The 19,883-nt window shown below is 61.5% G+C and carries 10 protein-coding genes; 4 read left to right on the top strand and 6 right to left on the bottom strand.

Annotation, left to right across the window (positions count from 1 at the left end; genetic code table 11):
• Positions 1-169: 169 nt before the first annotated feature.
• Positions 170-883: an HNH endonuclease family protein gene (locus tag CBI38_RS32790; protein ID WP_109335696.1), complete on the bottom strand. Its 714-nt coding sequence runs from the start codon at positions 881-883 to the stop codon at positions 170-172.
• Positions 884-1,599: 716 nt separating this feature from the next.
• On the bottom strand, positions 1,600-1,785 hold the full coding sequence (locus tag CBI38_RS40770) for a zinc finger domain-containing protein (RefSeq protein ID WP_418328368.1): 186 nt from the start codon (positions 1,783-1,785) through the stop codon (positions 1,600-1,602).
• A gap of 677 nt (positions 1,786-2,462) precedes the next feature.
• Here CBI38_RS40770 and mihF point away from each other — a divergent pair.
• Complete coding sequence (gene mihF / locus CBI38_RS32785; RefSeq protein WP_109335695.1) at positions 2,463-2,780, top strand: integration host factor, actinobacterial type; 318 nt, start codon at positions 2,463-2,465, stop codon at positions 2,778-2,780.
• 71 nt (positions 2,781-2,851) lie between these two features.
• Here mihF and CBI38_RS32780 read toward each other — a convergent pair whose 3' ends face one another.
• On the bottom strand, positions 2,852-3,181 hold the full coding sequence (locus CBI38_RS32780; RefSeq protein ID WP_109335694.1) for a histone-like nucleoid-structuring protein Lsr2: 330 nt from the start codon (positions 3,179-3,181) through the stop codon (positions 2,852-2,854).
• A gap of 509 nt (positions 3,182-3,690) precedes the next feature.
• On the opposite strand from CBI38_RS32780, the gene CBI38_RS32775 reads away from it, so the two are divergent.
• The 3 genes from CBI38_RS32775 (at position 3,691) to CBI38_RS32765 (ending at position 8,385) form a co-directional block, all read left to right on the top strand.
• Positions 3,691-4,170 (top strand): helicase associated domain-containing protein, encoded by a 480-nt coding sequence (locus tag CBI38_RS32775; RefSeq protein ID WP_109335693.1) that lies wholly within the window; start codon positions 3,691-3,693, stop codon positions 4,168-4,170.
• Between the two features lie 2,578 nt (positions 4,171-6,748).
• Positions 6,749-7,669: a ParA family protein gene (locus tag CBI38_RS32770; RefSeq protein WP_109335692.1), complete on the top strand. Its 921-nt coding sequence runs from the start codon at positions 6,749-6,751 to the stop codon at positions 7,667-7,669.
• A complete protein-coding gene (locus CBI38_RS32765) occupies positions 7,666-8,385 on the top strand; it encodes a hypothetical protein (RefSeq protein WP_109335691.1) in 720 nt (239 codons plus the stop codon). The genes CBI38_RS32770 and CBI38_RS32765 overlap by 4 nt, the downstream gene beginning before the upstream one ends.
• 646 nt (positions 8,386-9,031) lie before the next feature.
• Here the strand turns inward: CBI38_RS32765 and CBI38_RS32755 are convergent.
• The 3 genes from CBI38_RS32755 to CBI38_RS32730 form a co-directional block, all read right to left on the bottom strand.
• Positions 9,032-9,889: a ParA family protein gene (locus tag CBI38_RS32755; RefSeq protein ID WP_109335690.1), complete on the bottom strand. Its 858-nt coding sequence runs from the start codon at positions 9,887-9,889 to the stop codon at positions 9,032-9,034.
• A gap of 111 nt (positions 9,890-10,000) precedes the next feature.
• On the bottom strand, positions 10,001-11,710 hold the full coding sequence (locus tag CBI38_RS32750; RefSeq protein ID WP_230990412.1) for a ParB/RepB/Spo0J family partition protein: 1,710 nt from the start codon (positions 11,708-11,710) through the stop codon (positions 10,001-10,003).
• A gap of 4,465 nt (positions 11,711-16,175) precedes the next feature.
• Positions 16,176-16,403, bottom strand: a complete 228-nt coding sequence (locus CBI38_RS32730) for a hypothetical protein (protein WP_005262432.1) — start codon at positions 16,401-16,403, stop codon at positions 16,176-16,178.
• Positions 16,404-19,883: the final 3,480 nt, after the last annotated feature.

Raw genomic sequence — 19,883 nt, 5'->3', positions numbered from 1 at the left:
GTCGCAGAGATTGATTCCCTGTTTGAGCACCGTCGAGTAACGCGTATCCCCCGAGTGTCGGTTTCACGACATCCGGCGGCGCGGAAAAGCTTCCGCGCCGGGTCGGCCCGAATGGATGACCATCGAGGAGCTGCCGCAATTGCATCCCTCTCGGCGCGATGACCTTTTCTCAGCAGGAGTGCAGGACTTGGCTCATCGCGTCCTTCTCTGCCTGGGTCACCCACAACCGGTAGAGGGCTTTGACGTCGATCTGCCGCGAGACGTAGGTGCATCGGTAGCTCTTGTTCGGCGGCAACCAGGATGCGGCGTCGGAATCGGATTTCTTCGAATTGGTCGGACCGTCCACGGCCTGCAGGTTCCGCGGGTCGTTGGCCAGGTCGCGGCGCTGCTCCGGGCTCAGCTGCTGGGCGCCCTTCTGCCACGCATCCGACAACGCGACAACATGGTCGATCTGCACCGCGGTGGAGGTGTCCTGGCCACGCACGAAGGCGATGGTGGTGCCGGTGTAGGGGTCGTGCAGGGTGCCGGTCGCCACCACGCAGTCCCGCGTACTGGTCTTGTAGGTCAGGTCCACCAGGTCGCGGCGGAGGATGTCGTTGCGGGTGTCGCACCCGTTGTGGCCGCCCTCGACACCGTTGTCGTCGGACCACGACGGACCGAACTGCTCACGGCTGTAGCCGGTCTTCGGGGCGCGGCCCTTGACCCCGAGGGTGTCGAGCTTCGCCAACGCCGACGCCGCATCGAACCCCACCGACGGGGCGGCCGGTACGTCCCCCAGCGATCCGGCTCCCGGATTCGCATCAGCAAGGGCCGAGCAACCGGTCAAGCCGAGCACGGTGACCGCACCGAGAGCGAAAAGAGCGGACCGGGGACGACGACGCATGGGGCAGTTCTCCTGTTACCTGTGGGACTGAAGTGGCACACAAGTATGACCTGCTCCACCGACAACCCTCGCCGCCTGTCCGACGGAATGCTCGGCGTCACCCGGAACGTCACCGCTGAGACCAATTGGCCAGCAAGTTCCCGACCACAATCGTCGAGATATCCGCCCGTCCTTCCGCCAACCGAACAACGCAGTTCGCCACCCGCTACGCCCAGCCTCCCCAGTCGACTCACACCAGCATCCCCGCGCTTCAACACGCATCTGACCTCGGACACAGAAATCACCTCCCGAATGGCGTAGAAGCGTCACCCTGGCGGATAATCGAACACATGTTCGAGTGCTGGCAGGCAGTGCACCACCCCAAGCCATGGCGCCTGGCTAGGCGCCTGCACATTCACCATTCCTACTGGCAACAAACTCGGCTCATTGAAGGTCACACAATGGTGCCCCGCAACGGCAATCACACCCCGCGGCCCGGACCGGAACTGATGAATCAGCACTCCGCTACAGATCGCACAGTCGCTCCGCCACCGCTGAGCAGCGATGTGCCCGCATGGGTTGGTCGGCGACGGGAACGCGATGCAGCGATGAGGCGCATCCACCCAACGCCCGCATGGAAAGTGCGCAACCCAGCCGGATAGTCCACCGAGCGCTTCGCCGCCGACAGGGGCCGGCCCACCCGGCAAATCACGAACACACAGTCGCCGAGATTAAGTTCAGTAGTCTGACTCCGAATCAGGCGGAGCATCCGGTCGTTGCTCTGCGTCAGGCCATTTCGCGAGCTTCACACGATACAGACACGGAATCTTCCGTTCATAGCCGTCTTTCGTGACACAGCGCTCCCCAACGCCCACACGACAATGCGGGCACGGAATGTGAACAACGAACTCGAATGGGTCCATCACTCACCTCCACCGACGCCACCCTGATCACCCGCACCTACACCTGACATCGCGAATCATGCCGTACCCACCATGTACACACCACCCCGCACCGTCGGGTATACATGTCGGGCGCATCCGACCGCCGCATCGCGCACGAAGCCGCTCGACCGCGGCCACCACGAATCGCCTCAACGAAAACCACACGGCCGCGCCAACGTACCCACGAAATATCACTCCGAGATCTTCCGGCAGGAGGCGAGTGAGTGCAGCATCGACTCGCCAGCTGAACCAACGAGCAGAGACCCCTGGCGTCAGCGTCTCTACAGCACCCAGAGAATAGCCGCCTTGGTTTTACAGCTTCAGCCGAAAGCCCTACAGTCAGTCAACACCAAGCTATTCGGCGCCCGCCGGTTCACGTCCACGCGAACAAGTACACAGTCAACGGCGCAACGCCTTTCACCAACCTAACCCCGCCCACAGTGCCTGATGACTTTCTGCGCATCTCACTCCCACTCGGGAGCGAAATTGCTTCATGGCCATTCACTCCCCCTGCCCAGCAACGCCGTCCGACCCCCGAATCGACCACCGAACGATCGGACTCAAGCCGATCACTACCCACCCATGTCCGGGCCACCTGGCACTATGACGAACAGCGGCCAGACGAACTGGCTGAGCGAAGCAGCAAGGAGCACCACATGGCACTACCCGTATTAACTGCCGAACAACGCGCCGACGCGCTGGCGAAGGCAACCGAAGCCCGCAAAGCGCGTAGCGAACTCCTCTCAGCCGTGAAGGCTGGAGAGCTCACCGTGGCCGCGGTACTCGCCAAGGCCGAAACGGACGAAATCGTGAAGAAGACGAAGGTATCGGCATTGCTGAAGGCACTTCCCGGTGTCGGATCAGTGAAAGCCGCGAAACTCCTCGAGGAACTGTCGATCGCCGAGACCCGCCGGATCGGCGGACTCGGAGCGAACCAGCGCCAAGCACTCATCGAAGCTTCCACAGCCTCCTGATCAGACAACCACAGCCCCCAGCCAATCCGAATACCCTGGCTGGAGGCTGTGGCCAAGTACACTCACAAGTATCAATGCGCCGCGTTGTACGCATCCTCGAGCTGGGCAGGGATACTTCCCCGCGAGGACACTTCATACCCCTGGGCCGTTGCCCACTCCCGAATGTCATTTGCCCGCTTCCGCCCATCCGAAGAAGCCCCTGCCGGAGTCGACCGACGCTTCCGCCCACCCATGCGAGCTGCATGCTCGATGTAGTAGTTGAAAGTGCCGTGGAACTCCCTGGCGTTCTTAACCTTCAGATCAATTTCGTAGTCGACACCGTTAACGGAGAACGCAATGGTCTCACCCTTGCCATCCTTGATCGGCGTCCCGTCGATGTCATCGAGACGTTCGACAACAATTTTTGCGCGCTACAGTTCCACTCCTTCATCGTCGATTCCCGGCGAACACTACTGCGAAGTAAGGCGTACCTGCGAATCCAACAAAGCTATCGGATCGCCATTGCAGCGAGTACTTTTCGCTGCGGTATTTGCGCGCATCCAACTGAGACACGCGGCCACGTCAGCGCCCCTTCGGGCTCAGAATCCACCGAGCAGCCCCAACAAAAGAACCCATTCCGCCGCTCACCCCAGGTCATCCATCAACACTGCCGGTAGCCGGCCGAAACCAGCTATGCCCCCATCGCAACTACGCATCCGCTCAGTGCCGAAGCCGTCCATGTCTACAGGCATTTTTCTCACTACGAGTTGTGGCGATCTTGCACCTGCCGACGAGCCGAATGCCGCTCGCTGCGACGACTCCCTCGACCAGATTGCCGGGTCATGCGTGACACACACTGAAAGCGATTGACATAATCGAAGCAGAGACCAACTACTTGACATATCGGGTTTTCACAGAAGGACTGATCTCGATGCGAACTCAGCGGTCCGCAGCCTCAGCAGTGGAACTGTACTCGGCCTTCCGGCAACAACACCCCGGAACCGTGATACCCGAAGACTACGTCACAGAGTGTGGATTTAGGCTCGGTCGTTGGCAGTACCGTCAGCGCGTCGCTCGGATGCTCGGAACGCTGCCTGCCCAGCGGATCCGCGAGCTCGATGCAATCGGATTCGTGTGGAGCGAAGACAACGCCCCTCTACCTGCCGTGACTCGTACCGACAGCAAGCGGCGTCGCATGCTCGCGGAGATTGCTGCCTACCGTGAGCAACACGGCGATGCACTCGTTCCCGCGAACTATGTGAACGACGACGGGGAACAGGTAGGTCAGTGGCTCTATCGGGCGGTGAAGAAGTGGCGAGCGGACCAACTGCCCGACGAGGAGCGCGGCCCACTCGCAGCACTCGGAGTCTCCCCCGGCCCGCGCCCCCGTGGACCAAGGACCGCGGCGTAACACCCCCCAATTCACCAAAGAGACCGACGATCCACAGAGAATGTGGACACATCAACGACGAGAAAGCCCAGCCGCTTCAACGTTGACTCATCTTCCAAACGGAACGTTCTCACTGCGTCCATGCAACCTCCACACGAAGACCACTCACGCGACTTCGAGAGTCCGGGTGCACATGAGTTAGCGCCACCAGCACCGTGGAGGCGACGCTCACGAGCATGCGAAACATACGACCGTATTGCGGAGCGGCGGCACCGTCGTGGAGGGCTATGGGGACGTCGACCGTATCTGGATCTCGAAGTCCATCGAAGTCATTCCACGACCTGACATACGCACCCAGTCGTATTAGATGGGAAGACACTTCAGGGCCCGTGCTAGCGAGGGCACGCCGCCGCACTGCGGCGGCTACACGCCGCCGCACTGCGGCGTGTAGCGCAGAACCGGAGGACCGACGTTGCCGTCCCTGCGGGTGACGCGTCACCCCGGGAGCGTAACGGTTCCGCAAGAACTGGACCGGTGGAAAGCGAGACGTGGCAGACGAATTCCACCCCGCAGTGAACTGGCGGCTTCTGCCGCGCCCACACGCCTGGACAAGGTGAAACCACACCTGGACGACCGGACTCGCCAACGGTAGACGACTTCGAGTCAACGCCAGGGCCCGCATACGGGCGCAGATCGAGTGGTCTCCCGATAGGTGAACATGCTCGACCATGGTGTCACCAGTCTGAACTCACGCCACGATGTCACGAACACGCAGATGGCCGTCTCGGCACTGAGCCACATTGCCAACTGAAGGCGTTACCAATTCCGATCGCCGAGATAGCGCCACAAAACAGGATGAACAGCGCGATCGGCGACGCTCCCTGCGCTTGGCCACGTAGTCGCATCCGGACGCCTCCCCTTGGGGGTCGCCAACACGAGGCGGATGCGCCCCGTTCGCTGGGGTCCCTGTCCCCCGGCGTGACACGCATTCACCAGCGCCGCTTCGGCCCCTCCGTAACCTCGCGCTCGGAATCCTCGACGGTATGTGGATGGACATTCCGCTCTGAGCGTTGTGGTGGCACGCACACATTGCGCCTCTCGCCCATTCCTGCGGTAATTCGGCTGGTGCTCGCGGAACTTCAGTTGCCCGAGTTCCGCGTTGGTTCGTATATCAATTTCGGCCGGCACCGCGGCGGCCCCCACTCGAGGGGAGGCGCTGACGCCACAGGCCTCCGTCCCGAAGCGTCGGCGCATCCCGATCGCTCAAACGATCATCCGTCAGCGGATGCATCTCGGAGATGAAGGGTGTTCGCCGAAGCGGCGGCGCTCTACGGCGGCGATGCGATAGCGGCTTGGCCGCGGTGATGCAGAGGCCGCCCCGGTGGGCGTCGGCGGCGGTGTGCATCACCATGAGGCGTCCTTCTGCAGATATTGCACCGAACGCCTATGTCCAAGCCGGGACCCCGGGTGATGCACCGTGCATCACCCGCATCACCGCGCAGCAATGGCGACGCATTACGCGATCGATTTGGTGATGCGCTCGAGCCTGCCGCGCGGCACCCACTCTGGCACCACCGGCGAGAAGAACAACCCTTTCAACATTTCGTCAAGTGACGAATTGGCCTGCGGATGCTTTGATTGGATGTGACCACTGATCGGTGGGTGATGTTAATGACCAGCGAGGCAAAGTGGTCCGGGGCTAGGCGCGCCCTAAAGAGGTAATGGCGCAAATGAACGCCACGCCTACTCAGTGACGTACGGCCTCATGTATGGCCTTAGGTATGGCCGTATATGAGGCCGTACATCTGACCATGTGTCCGGAACTCGGCTAACGAAAGAGGCCGCGCGCTCGCACGCCGATCCCCCCGTCGTCGTAAGTGCTCGCACAATCTGCCCATACGCGCCGATGCGACCCCTCCCTCATTCAGTGGAGAATGTCAGATTTCATGGTTTCCCGTCTCTGCGTAAGGAATTCAGCACCCTTCGGACACCCCTCCTCCACTGAGGGCTCTGGGGCACCGGGAGTGTTGGCCCTCTTCGTCATGTTCTCGGAGTGCCGACTCGTATGACGATCTACCCGTTTTCGACTGCGCTGTGTGTGCATTCGTCTAGCGCGCGTGGCGGCGTCAGCGTCATAATCTCCCCGCAAAAGCGGTCCAATCTCCTGTTGCAGCACCGCGGAAAATGGCTCTGACATGCAGTTATCCTTGCGGCCTTACGTATGGCCTTAACTACGTCCGTGTGCACCACCCGCGCGATGCCCGTAACTTAAACCGTGTAAGCGGTCGTACCACTCCCCTTACTGATGACCTGCTGCAAAGGCATGTTGGTGACCAGAAACTCGGCCTTCGTTACCACCTTTGATATCGCGTTGTTTGCGACCATGTCTAAGAGCTGTTGCACGATCTTGTACACGGAGTTTTCAGCGGCCACGGATCTGACCTGAATGCTGATCTGGTGCCATACCTTCTCGAAGACCTTTTGGCAGCTCCTGTTGCATGGTCATGATCGAGGTCCTGGTCATGGGTTGTGAGAAGGTCTTACCAATGGGGTGTGTCGGTGGCCGTCCACCCGGCCGCATCGTCGTAGCCTGCTAGGCATGTCGCCAACGCAGCCCCCGCGCAGTGTGCTTGTCGCCAATCAAAAAGGCGGTGTCGGTAAGAGTTCCATCGTCTCAGCCGTCGCAGGCATGGTGTCTGCTGCTGGCCGGCGGGTGCTCGTCGTCGACGCCGACCAGCAGGCGAACGTCACGTCCTCGGATCTCGGTGTCGAGGGGGATCGAGGGAAGGGGCTTAGCATGGCCCTTCAATACGCGCACCCGCTCGAACCGACGCGAGACGTCCGCCCGAACCTCGACCTCATTCCCGGTGGCCCGGCGCTCGCAGTCATCGGTGCCATCGCCGCCACAGCCGCTCAATCAGGAATGGACCTGAGGGGCAATCTCGTCTCCACCCTCATCGACTTGCAGGCAGCCGAGCAGTACGACCTGATCCTCATCGACTCCGGACCAGGAGACGCCCCACTCCTCGATGCCCTGCTGGGTACCGCGCGATACCTGCTCGTTCCGACCAAAGATGACGACGCCAGCTTGTCCGGTGTGGAACTCCTCGCAGCCCGCTACCTTCGAGCCCGCAAGAGCGGTTCACTCATCAAACTTCTCGGTGTTGTGCTGTTTGACGCAAACCCCCGCGCGACCGCCCGCAACCGCGAGGTATTCGAACAGGTAGAGGAGCTACTCGAAGGGAGCGGCGCCGCCCCGTTCGAAACCTTCATTCGGTCTGATCGCGCAGCCGCAGTCGATCTCCGAATCCGACACATCACGCCCTCGGAGCTGGTTGCAGTCGCAGAGGATCCACTGAAGAACCGGATACAACGGCTACGCGAAAAGAAGAACATCGCGGAACGTTTGTGGTCCCGCGACCCTTCCGGACTCGCCAAGGACTACCAATCTCTCACCCGAGAGGTCCTCAGTCGGCTCTCTGCTGCGGAGAAGGACGAAGTCTCCGGGGGAGTAGCATGAGTGCACGACGCAGAAAGGCCGCATTCGATCCCGGTGCTCTCGGCGATCTCGATGACATACTTCCCTCGCTGAGCATCGTCACCGAAACAACAGCGGACTCACCAGACCCGCAACCAACGGCCCCGGCAAACAACAGAGAAGACGCTCCGCTCCAGGTCGATGCGGAACCCACCGCTGAGTCGCCGCAACCGGCACCAGTCCCCGACGAAGAGTCGACTGACGCAGAAGAACTCGAACCAGAACCCGCCCTGCCTCAACCGGAGGCGGCGACACTGGTCGCTCCACCCCGCCGAAAAGCCAAACCCCGCAGCGACACCGCACCGACCCGGATCGCTCCACCCGAGGTGTATCTACCCCCAGCCGTGTACACGGCACTGCGCGAACTGACACTGAACGAGCGCCACCGCGACCGGGCGACCGCGCGCGCCTACGGCCAGGTCGTTCTGGACGCGGTCGAAAAGCACGCCCACGAACTTCAACGTCATTGGACAGCCGAGCCTGTACAGACCAGCGGAGGCCTCTTCAAGAGACGCGACGTCGGCACCCAGCCTCGGCGGCGCCGGCATAGCGAGATACAGGCACGCGTACCGCTCGCCGGAATCATCGCATCAGATACCGCCACGCTCGATGCGCTCGCTGAGGAATGGGCTGCGGGGAGCCGCAGCGCACTGGTCGAGCAAGCGTTGCGGCTGTATCTCGACGTCCGAGCGGACTGAGAACACCAACAAGGCCCTCGAATGGCCAGGACGGTCGCTGCCGTCCCCGCCATGGTCGATATTGATGGCGATCTCTGCCGATACCGGGACGGACCAGCATCCGTGCCTCGATGGGGGACCAGCCCGCTCTGTGCTGCCAGGTCAGCGTTCTCGGCACAGACTCGGCGGCTTCAACGCCTCACCCCACCGTGTGTCGCGTAGCGCTCTCATTGGCTTCCAGAGACCGGCATGCCGGTGAGAGACACCGAGACTTGCTTCAGCGCGGCGAAGATCCCTGTTGAGGCAGCCCAGCGAGGGACGGACCTACCTCGGTAGGGCGACACACCGCGTTCCGAACTTCGTCACCTACTCTCGGACCGCATCGCGGCCCACGCTGCCTCACACCGCCTTGCCGGGCTCCAGAGGCTCGGCGTCAGGCTCGATCGCGCGACCATCGTTGTAGGTCTCCGCAATCACTCTCAGTTGCGCTGCGAACGCCTCCTGTGTGAACTGCATCAGCGAGTACGACCGCCCAGTCTTACGCCGCACGAGCCGCACGGCAGCCCGAACGAGCGCGTGAAGATCATGGGGCACATTGACTGTGCTGGTCCCGCGCGAAGGCCGCATGTGCCGCCCAACATCGTTCACCACGGGTGGTCTCCGGCCCCTACGCGACTGCCGCCCGTTGCCCGAACAGCCCCAGCTTCTGCATATGAGTCAGCGCGGCTCGATAGTCGGCGGTAACCGTCTTCGCCCGGTAACCGTAGATCGGTACAGGAACGTAATTCGTGTAGGCCTCGTCCACGATGCTCGCACGGCGGATCGGGGGCGTTACCCTATCCCCATATTCGCTCAGCAAATCTTCCATCTGCTCACGGTAGACATCGCCGATCGGCGGGACTGCGCAGGGAACGATAGACAGCAGCGGCACGTCGACTCGGTACGTCCGCTTGATCTTCCGCAGTTCCTGCTCCAACGCCGGGATGCCCTCGTTCTCCTTACCGGACGGCTTCGTGCAGGTGATCAGACCCCACGAACCGTACGGACCTTCCTCATCGACCATCGTCGCGAGAATCCCAGCAATCACCAAAACGTTCAGTGAGCCGGGGGAGTCAATCAAGGTGACGTCGACCGGTTCCGCTTCCTCCAGGGCGTCACGGAGATGAAGTACACCACCCGTCACGGCGGGTAACTCCACGATCAGCTTGTCGAGTGTGTCGCGTGCGGCGGGCACGATCGTGAGGTTCGGGATCTCCTCATATACGGGCTGGTCGCTTTCGTCGTACCCCCGCAGCACCCGTGCTGGGCGCTCAACCTCCTTGATGGAAGCTTGGCGCCGCAGGACGTCGGCGGCGGTCTTACCGGAGGCCTCCGGATAGCCGAGCCACGTACTCGCGTTTGCCTGACTGTCCATGTCGATGACTCGGACGCGGTATCCGTCCTGAGCAAGCAAAGTGGCGGTCGAGGTGACCGTGGTCGTTTTTCCAGCACTGCCTGACAGGGTTGCTACTGCATAGGTAGCCACAGGAACTCCTTGCGGTTAAGTATCTTGAATTGGCTGTGCCCGCTTGGGTGATGCACCGTGCATCACCCGCGGAGGCAATATGGATCGGTGATGCACCGTGCATCACCCCGATCAATCGGCGACACGCAATGCCCGGCGTGCAGCATCGAGGCGGGCTTCCTCCCACGCGGTCGGTTTGTACCCGGCGCGCTCGGAGAGCAGATCCAAGTACGTCAGGTCCGATGGTCCCCACTCCTCCGAGTCACTGGACGCCGCAAGCTCGTATCCCGCGACCGCACAGGCCCAAGCGATCTCACCGCGACGCTTCTCGTCACCGTTCTGAGCGCTCATTCTGAACTCGGTCGCGTCGAGACCTTCCTGTCCCAGATACGCCTGCGCCAGACGCCACCCCTCCGCGCTCGTCGCCAAAGCGGAAACACCGTAGGCGTACTGGTCGATGAAATGGGTCACCAACTTCTCCCGCGAAGGAACGGAAGCCACAAGCTTCTTGCCCGCTTCTCGACGCGCCTTCTGTGCCGCCGCCCGAGCTTCCGCAGCTAACCTCGCAGCCGATTCGCTGGCATCCTCAGTTCCACCGGCGGGCTTGTCGACCGCGTAGAAGACCAGCGTTCCCTGGCTGGGATCGATCGCGCCGACAACGTTTGCGCTCGCAAGATTCACATCGGAGACCTCGAACAGTCGATGCTCATGAAAGCTATCTCCGAACCGCTCACACGGATCCACGATCTCAAGTCCCGCAGCCAATGCCTGCTCCCGAGACTTCCGCTCGGTCAACACACGTTCCGCGGCACGAGTCGGACTCATTCCGCGATCAGCAATCAGGGCGAACGCCGCAAGTTGCTCGGACCGACGAGCATCCGTGCCCTGAGCCGGATCTGCCTTCTTCTGCCAGCTCCGCGCGGGACCGTAGGGGAGTGCCCCCGCTAGAGCGGCACCTTCGGCGCTACGGATGGCGTCCGCCGCGATCGCTGCCTGGATCTCGGGCACGAGCAGCAACAGGGACAGCCGCCGCGATACCGTTGCTTGGTCGACACCGAGCTTCTCGGCGATGGCACGCTGCGACAACCCCAACTCGGAGTACCGGGCGAACATCTGGGCTTCCGCGATCTCGGAAAGATCCTGGCGCCCAAGATTCTCGAGCGTCATCGCATCGAGATCGCCATGATCATCCATCACGGCGTCATCGATCACCGCAGGAATCGTCGCCAAACCGGCCGCAATAGCGGCCGCACGGCGGCGGTGCCCATAGATGACCACGTACTCGGCATCGTCACCGATAGCGTTGGCGAGGTCAGGCCGTTTTGCAAGGAACCCCTTGCGTGTCACCAAAAGCCCGGGGACCTTGATGCCGTTGGCCTTAGCGCCATTGACCAGCTCGTCCCACTTCGGGTCGCCGACCTGAGGCTCGGACCTCTCCGGGTCGTTGAACGGATGAGGGACGGTCTGAAGCACCGGAACTTGCACCACGGTTTGACCATCAGCCGCGGCCAATCCAGCGAGCGCGGCGGTAATGCCGCCAGAGTTTGCATCACCATTCACTGGCGTAGTTACATCGGAGGACGCCGCGGCCGCGAGTTCCTCACTATCTTCGCCGCCAGCGAACTTCCGGAATCGACTCGCGGTCTTCCTGCCTGCGGGTTTGCGGGCTGTCGGCTTCCTCTTGGTCGCGGCCGGACCCGTCGATTGAGTGGTAGCCACCATTTCAGATGTCGCCCCGGCGTTCATCACCCTCCATTCTGTGCGCATGCTTTGCATGTATTTAGAAGGAGCGTAGTGGGCGGGGAGCCCTTCGCCCGAGACCTCCGGCGGCGTGTCGCACACTGGGTGATGCACCGTGCATCAGCGCGGTGCCAGCGGTCAAGTCGAGCTATGCGCTTCATCGAGGCGAGACTCGCACCATCGGTGAGCGCACCGGTGATGCACGGTGCATCACCGATGAACTAACACCACCCGGTCTTTCGGTCGTCGTGTCAACCGGGCCGCCTCCGGAAGGCGAGGCACCTTCTGCCGACGGGATCCGGTACGGCCACCCTGCATGTGGCATGCGTGATCTTGCGGCCCGCGCCGATCGGGCACCGGTAGGCGCTTTGTCCGTCATCTTCAGATTCGACTTCCATCCCGATCGGCAAATCTAAGCTCCTCGATCTGGCCATGATTGTTCACTCGTCGATGCCACCGCCCGTTTGCACCTCGGTGATGCCCGGTGCATCACCGGAAGCGATTCCCCCGTATGTAGTCACGCCGAACGCAAAATCCGAGTTGGGATCCCGGGGTGATGCACCGTGCATCACCGATGAGGTTGCACCATCCGGCCTGAAAGTCGCGTGCACCGGATCGAAACCCTGCTTCTCCGAGCGGGGCGGTCTCCGCGATCCACTCGACCGCTGCCTGTACGGCATCGGCTACCGAGACACTTCCGCGACCTCTACCGGCCGGACGGGCTGACGATTCCATCCGACTGTTCGCGGACAGACCAAAGAGATTGACGATTTACCATATGGGCTGGGGGAACGGGTCTGACGCCTTCCGGCTGATAGATGCCCACGAGGTCCTCCGCCGTACAGCTTTTGGTGATGCACCGTGCATCACCCGGGCCGTCTCTCGAATACTCGACACGCACAAGCGAGTTCGATCCGAATTCCCGGCACCCGGTGAACACGTCAGCGCACCCTTGTAGACCGGCGCCGAGCGTGTTGAAAGAGTCATGAAGTGCCGATGGGTGCGTTCGATCGTTCCCCTGACCTCCGGCAGGGTTCCTTCATCTGGCCGCGGTTCTTCACTCGTCGATACACTGCCCCGTTGAGCCCCGGGTGATGCACGGTGCATCACCGATGAACTAGCACCATCCGAGCCTGAAAGTCGGACCGGAGCTCTGCTTCTCCGAGCGAGCTGGTCTCTGCGGTCCACTCGAGTACACCTTCCGGTGATGCACCGTGCATCATCGGGCTGTCTCCGGAAAGTGACACACCTTCTGCCGATGGAACCGGTACGGCGCCCCTGCATGCGGCATGCGGCATGCGTAGTCTTTCGGCTCGAAACGAGCGTCGGATTCGACGCACGTTCCGATCGGCAAACTAGAGCTCCTGCATCCGGCCGTGGTTGTTCACTCGTCGAGACTGCCCCGCCGAGCCCTGAGTGATGCACGGTGCATCACCGAGTGCGTCGGCCTCGCCGACTGAGACGAAGCCTCACGATCGCGATCGGTCCGACGCGGTCCGACGCGGTCCGAATGCAGCACCGTCCGGGAATTGGCGACCGTAATCAGTGTTTCCGGTGGAATCGAGCATGACGAATGCGCTTCCATTGAGGCATCCGCCGCTCCCGACAAGCGCAGCGTTCACCCGCCGGTCGGAAGACTGGCTCAAGAGTGACGCGTTCAAACTCGATGATGCCGCCGGATCAGGAGTAGGAGCTACATTTTGGTGGCGGGGAAGTGGCGGTGCGAGCACCTCTGACGACCACGGTGAGATTCGAATGTCTCACCTACGACTCTGCGGGAGCGTCGTGGACGCGCGTTCCACTAAAGCGTTGGAAGCGTTCAATCGCCGTGTGGCTCTCCGTTGTCAGGCAGTCTTCTCAGCGCGCAATCCTCCGCGAGAGGTCGCATGTCCACACGCATGGAATGACACGAAGACGTCTGTCGCAACAGGCAGCAACTGAATTTTTCCGCTGGGGGAGTTGGGCACAATCGAGAGCGGGGAGATGAATAGGGACTGCGGACAAGACGGCAAGGGCGCGGTGGATCGCGTGCATGACCGCCACGGTGCCGTGTACGCGGTGGACGCGTGGTCGAGACGGCCAGTTCCGCTCGTTGGGCGAGCGAGCCTTGTGTGAACCGCGCCCGTATCGGCGAGCACGGTCCGATCTTTCAAGCGAAGGAGGAGTCGGGGCGCCGTCGAAGTTCTTAATCGCATTTCCCGAACAGAGTCTCTCGGGCAGTTTCTGATGCATCGGATGCGGTGGTGGGGGGAGGCGAAGGCCGCCCGCGTGTGGGTGTTCGGCGGTGGAATAGGCGAGAGTGTTCCGCCGGTACTGGTCGATGAGGATGAGACGGTGCCAAAGAGGGCACCTACTCGCAGAGGAGACCGCTCGAAGGTGGCAAAACGGACGAGGGTCGCCGTCCTTCGAGGCCGCACCGGAACGGGCTGCGAGATTTGCGTCCCCTGCCGGTCCTGCAAGGAGGTGCGCGCTTTCCGGTTCGATCCTGCCAACTGACGGGGTCCGGTCTCGGGCAATCGCATTGGCCAAACCTTTTTCGCCTCGACACCACCCACAGGTCGCAAGACCGGGGCCCCGCTACGTGCAATGCGATCGGTTCACCCGCCCGGGCACCCGCTTCAGACGACTTCGGGGGCCGGTCTAACACTCGCCACACTAAGAGGCGCGCCCTAGGCCGCGGGTCAATGTGCTCTCACGCCTCGCCTGTCCGCGCCCGGAATCGAATGAGGAGGGGGTTCGGGTGACAGCGATGCCGCGGCTCGCCACTCCCTGAGGACTCGCGCCGTCACTCTCCCTCTCCATCACCATGCCAGTAACCGGTGGGGATAAGCCTTCAGCAGGCATATCGGCAACATTCAGATTCCACTATCGGCCTTCCGTCGCTTGAGAAGCCCCGACGCGAACGCCTCCCGACACCGCTGACGATGATCTGGGGCTGCAATCGGGCGGTCGCCGCGGCTGAGGCGTGCATCGCGGTCAGCAATGCGCTGACGGGCCTCCTGGGCGGCTTTTTGGGCCATCTCAGATGGTGAGGGCCGGTTCCAATCGATCTGAGTCAACCGCCAACGGAGGTAGCCAACGGGCCGCTCGATGCGTTCGGGCCAAATCCAGCCTCGTTGCTGGGTGTCACGTGTGAGTTCGGCGGCGATGTCCCGCCCACGCCACCGATTCACATCGACGCCGGCACTCGTAAGAACATCGCAGATCGCGCCGATGTGTCCAGCCGATTCGAAGGCTGGTGCATAAGAGAGCAGCTCAGCGGCTGTGCGCTGCACGTCGATCGGTCGCGGCCGCTGTGCCTGGGTCTTCGGATTTCTTGAATGCTTGCCTGCGCGCGTCTGCGCGCGTTTTGGTGATAACTCTCTAACAAGAGATAAGAACTTAAATCCCCTGGAAGGGGATAGGGGGCCACGAGCGCCCAGCTGTGGATAACTCGAGCGAGCCGCATCCTTCGACCGCCGGACCGTCTTGGACAGCGACTTCCCCGCGCGCCTAGCAGCGATGACCAGCGACTTCGGTGAAGTTAGTGCCCAGACGGAGGCCGCGCGACGTTGAATTCGCCCATGGTGTGATTCAGCAGCGTGCGATTCGTCAGCTCTCAAGTACCTTCCTCGCACCATCTCGCGGGCGACGGAGAATGTTTGGAGTGCCCTTCGGGCGCGTTTCACTACCGACACGCTGACTCCGCTGCGGTGGGCGATCTTGTCCCTCGACGCGCATACCCGACGGCCGGTCGTCCGCTCTGCGAACGAGGCCATCGTCACAGCTACGGCAAAAACGAACTCTGTGCTGACCCTGAATCGGCTGCAAACTTCACGTCCGGTCGTGGAGTTCAGCATCTCGCGGACTTGGTGCTGCCAGGCCGCCCGCCCGGTCCACGCCGGCGTCGATGCCTGTCGGCCGGGGTCAACGGGTAGCGACCATGAGCGGCCCCGCTGCTGGCTTTCCGCGTTGAGCCGCTCGACTTGATTAACCCGTTCGACAGCGGCGGAGACGAGTGCGTTCCATTCGATGTCAATGGGCGAGGGTGCCTCATTGACAGGGGCGTTCTGAACAGAGTTGACGGAAATTGCGACCGCAGAGGTCGCAGATTTGGGGTGCATGACGCGCCTTTCACGCACCCTTAACCAGGTTGTTGCCGTGAGTCGCTGGCATCAGCAGCGGGACATGGCTTACCCTGGCAAGAGCGCACGGTATCGACACGACTGCTCGCGGGACTGCCAATCACAGGAGCGGTCGTGTTGGAACGGCCAAATATGAGCGGTGGGTCTCATCCGGAAAGGGTGGGACCCACCGACGTTTTCGCTAGTGGAAGAGGCACCCCCTCACGGCGTGCGTGATCGCCGGAAAAGCCGGCGGCATAGTGTCTGCGTCCACGGAATTCCCACGTCGACGCTGAGACGAGACCTCACGGACACCAATATCACGTCGTGTCGCGTGCGCACGACGAATCGCGCGTTCTATACTCATAGAAGGCAGACCTCCTCCATTGCGTGGCGGTTTGTACGACGAGCGGAACCCCCGGAGCTGGCGAGCGAAGGGGGGTTTCGCCTTTTCTGGGCTCTGTTCAGCCCGTCATCGGCAACTCTTCCTGTCTGGCCTGCGCCGGAATCGCTGGCTCGTTCTCGAGTGCCAGCTGAACGAGCGCGATCATTCGATCGGTGATTGTCTTAACCCGACCATCGTCAACCGGTGCGAGAATCCGGTCGGCGATCTCCGCGGGAAACTCAACCCCGATATGGCGAACGGCGACGTCGCGGGCTGGGCGCCCGCCCCGACTTTTCCGAGTTGTCATGCCTTAAATCCTGCTCTTTCGGTTTAACTAAACCGCGCAGCGACACGCCGAGTTAAATAAAACCCGAAAATGACGCGCGGAAGCCGCTCTGGGCGTGAATCTGGCTCCGAATCGTATGCGATCGGCGCACCTACCCAAGGCAAAAATATTTGATCAAACAGCTTTGCGGTCGGGTAGGTAATCACAGCACCCTTAAAACGTCACGTGATGAAAGAAAGTAGGTGATACATCGAGTTACACACGACTTACGCGGGCCGCCAACAACAAAATATGGGGAACGGCATAAGTGAAGTCCACCGCGAAATCACCGGCAATCCCCAGTCGACCAACCATCACACGCGCAAATCTGCAGCTTAGTCACGTTGAAGGAATCGAGCGGTCTTTTCCGGCGTATAGGCCGGAGCGCACTGTTTGATGTGAATCAGGCCGGCGACGAATCGGCGGAAGATTCGGGCAAGAACCACGGACGGATGCATCCAGGAGGAGCTCATTTCTGGGTGACCACGAAACGGTCGATCGCGCCGAACCTTTTAGGACGGTGCCGATGCACCCGATTGGCTGGTTGCTGGCACGCGAAAGGGATCTATCAATACTGAAAACAACTGGACAGCGTGCGGAATGACCGCTGCAATTTGGAGGACAAACTCTTCCAGCTTTGCGGTCGTGTCGGCTATGACTTTTTGACGGCTTACGCTTCATCGTCGAGGCCGGGCTGACTCTCGACCTTCGTGCCCCGGTGGAGCCTCGAGGTCGCGTTGCGCCGTAATCCCTGTCGGCATGACATATCCGAAGGTACTAAACAGAAGATTCCGCGATGTCCGGCGGTCGTTGACCTTTACTCACCATCCCGACCGAGATCGAAGCGGTCCTCGCGAACAAACCAAGACGACTCTGCGATTGCGCTAACAGGTCGGGTGCTGCGAAGAAGGGCATAGTTGGCGACTGGCGAGCTTTCGTACTGGCCGCACGAGTTGATGCTTCGTCCTGCAGAACGATCAAGAAACGACTGGGATTCACGCCGACCGCACCGGAGTTCGCGGTCACCGGTGTGGGATGCACACTCTTGAATCCCACGGCGAAGAGTGATGCGTCATCGCTGACGAACTATCGCCGCAGGGAGACGCCCGTTCTTTAGCTAACGGGAGGGAGTCGAGTTGGTGGGAGAATGTGGAAACGTCCGCGAAGACTGCTCGCGGCATTCAAGTCGGATGGGTAGTCCAAAATATATTGCGTCGGCGCGACTCCCAAAGCCGGCTGAACACGAGCTTCGCGTTGAGGTGGACCGGTCAATGGTCCCATCATGGCGGTTTGAATCCCAAGAGAAAAGCGCCATCTCCCTCGATCGGTGAGGTCGACGGAACGGGTCGATCTCATACCGGGCGATAGGTCTCTGTGATGCACGGTGCATCACCTGTGCGCGAGGTGATGCACCGTGCATCACCGGGTGGGTCGATGATGCATGGTGCATCACCGCATGATGGTCGATCCTACACGTTGTCGAGTTATGGACTCTGGGATGGAAAAAGAATGAGCTGTTGTCGATTCCGGGTAAACGGCCACGGCAGATCGGGTGCGCGTTAAGGATTCAGCTTCGGCAAGTGGCATACGAATAGGACTAGAGACAAGGGGCCGCTCGAGCTGTGGACCGGTGTATTCAGCGTCGCGCGAGACGCCGCCCGTACTCATGGCGACGTACACCGTGTCCTTGCGAGCTGCGCAGTGCTCCTCCGAGCGGCCTGACCCGCCCTCCGTGGGCGGTGCCGGCGACGAGTGCGTGCGCAGCTTCGGGCTATTCCCCGCACCTCGCCCGGAGATGGTGGGTCGACGCAACGGGGAGGGAATCTTGGTAAGGCTGAGGTGAAATCGTTGATGGTAGTCCAGGATCGTCCCGTCTTTTTGGCCACGCCACCGGTGGCTCGGGGGGGTTGGCGGGAGAAGTTCGCCGCTGAGCGACCTGAGGAATCGCCGTATCCAATAGCGGTGTCGGCTTGCTTGGGGATGACTGAGGCCATACGCAGGTTGACCCAACAGAATGCACCATGACAATGGTCTTTGGCTCGGGCGAGCGATGGCCGGGGTGTCAGCCGCTGCGACACAGGAGGCCTGCACTAAGAAATCGGCGGCGGTCCGCAACGAGGACATGGACTTTAGCCGGTCTTCGTCACGTGACGAATCCGACCGTGGGTGTACGGCAGTCCACCGGACGCGACGACTAGAAGCGGCTTCCGATTTTACGCAGCGATTAGGGTGACCTGCGCCAGACAGGCTCGAGATGTCTACCTCCCGATGCTTCGCGACGCCTTCGCCCACGCAGTGATGCACGGTGCATCACGCGGTAGATGGGTGATGCACGGTGCATCACCCTGATGCTGCGGGAAAGTTCGAGCGTCTGCGAAATCTGAGGGACAAGATTCCGGAACAGGGTTGGCCAGGGTGAGAGTTCATATGTCGCCTTGGCGAACTGCGGCAATCGCTAAAACTTCATAACAAACCTGCGGCGTGATGTGGCCTCCGCCCACATCCACTCATGATGGTAGTGCAACGACGACGTCCAGGGAGGGGGAGCGGTGCATCTCTCCGGAAATGGTTCTATATCTACGGAAAGCCATGTTTGACGACACCCCCGGAGGTGACGGTGCCGTAAGGGTGCAATTTGCTCCCATGCAATGAAATCCGACCGTCGTTTGACCTTGGAGCACTCGTCAATCGCGGTGAGAAACAAGGCTGAATGAATCCTCAAGGGCTGGAGAGGGTTACAACACTGCGAACTCGAAACGGGAGGTTTGCACTGCTTCGCGAAGACGACCGAATGAGGCATTGCCGCCGACGCCGAGCACGCGGAACCCCGCCGGAGCTGGCGGACGGCGGGGCCGCGACACCGGCAGTTCGAGAATCGGTGATGCAGCGCGAAGCGTGACGGCTGAATAAAATTCAACTCACGGGTTGCGGCACCGCCGTCCTGCGCATCGGATCAGCCGGTGCGAAACAGATCGTATGACGCTAACAACGTCCATTCCAAGAGTGTGTCGTACGCCACGCACGTTTCCGGTAGTGGTCGATCTCGGTTTGGGTGCTGCTGTCGACCACTTCGATCTGTTCAGGCTGTGCCAAGCGAGCGGATTGAGAGCGAAAGGCGGGTCGCATGAGATGCATCCGGGAATGCTGAAGGTGCTGACCCGCTCCCGCTGCACGTCAAGTTCGTGGTCGCGCCTTTATTGGCGCGGACGATGCTCGAGACCGAATGTTGTTGGCGGTTAGGGTCACTGGATGCAACTTTACGGTGTGCATTGATGAGCATGACCTGGTCGGTAGGTTCGGCGGCGACCGCCACACCTACGCTCGCAGGTGCTGATGGGCGTCCCGCGGATCGGCTCCCGACGGCAGTAGCGCCAGCTTTTTCTGGCGGCGTGGATGGCCGAAGCGGTGGCGGGACTGTGCCCGTGCGTATCGCCCTGACGCCGGCGGGATGCCGCCAGGTAA

The sequence above is a fragment of the Rhodococcus oxybenzonivorans genome (assembly GCF_003130705.1).
GTDB classification, from domain to species: domain Bacteria; phylum Actinomycetota; class Actinomycetes; order Mycobacteriales; family Mycobacteriaceae; genus Rhodococcus_F; species Rhodococcus_F oxybenzonivorans.
The sequence above is the reverse complement of the archived record's forward strand: the minus strand, read 5'-3'. Positions and strand labels throughout refer to the sequence as shown.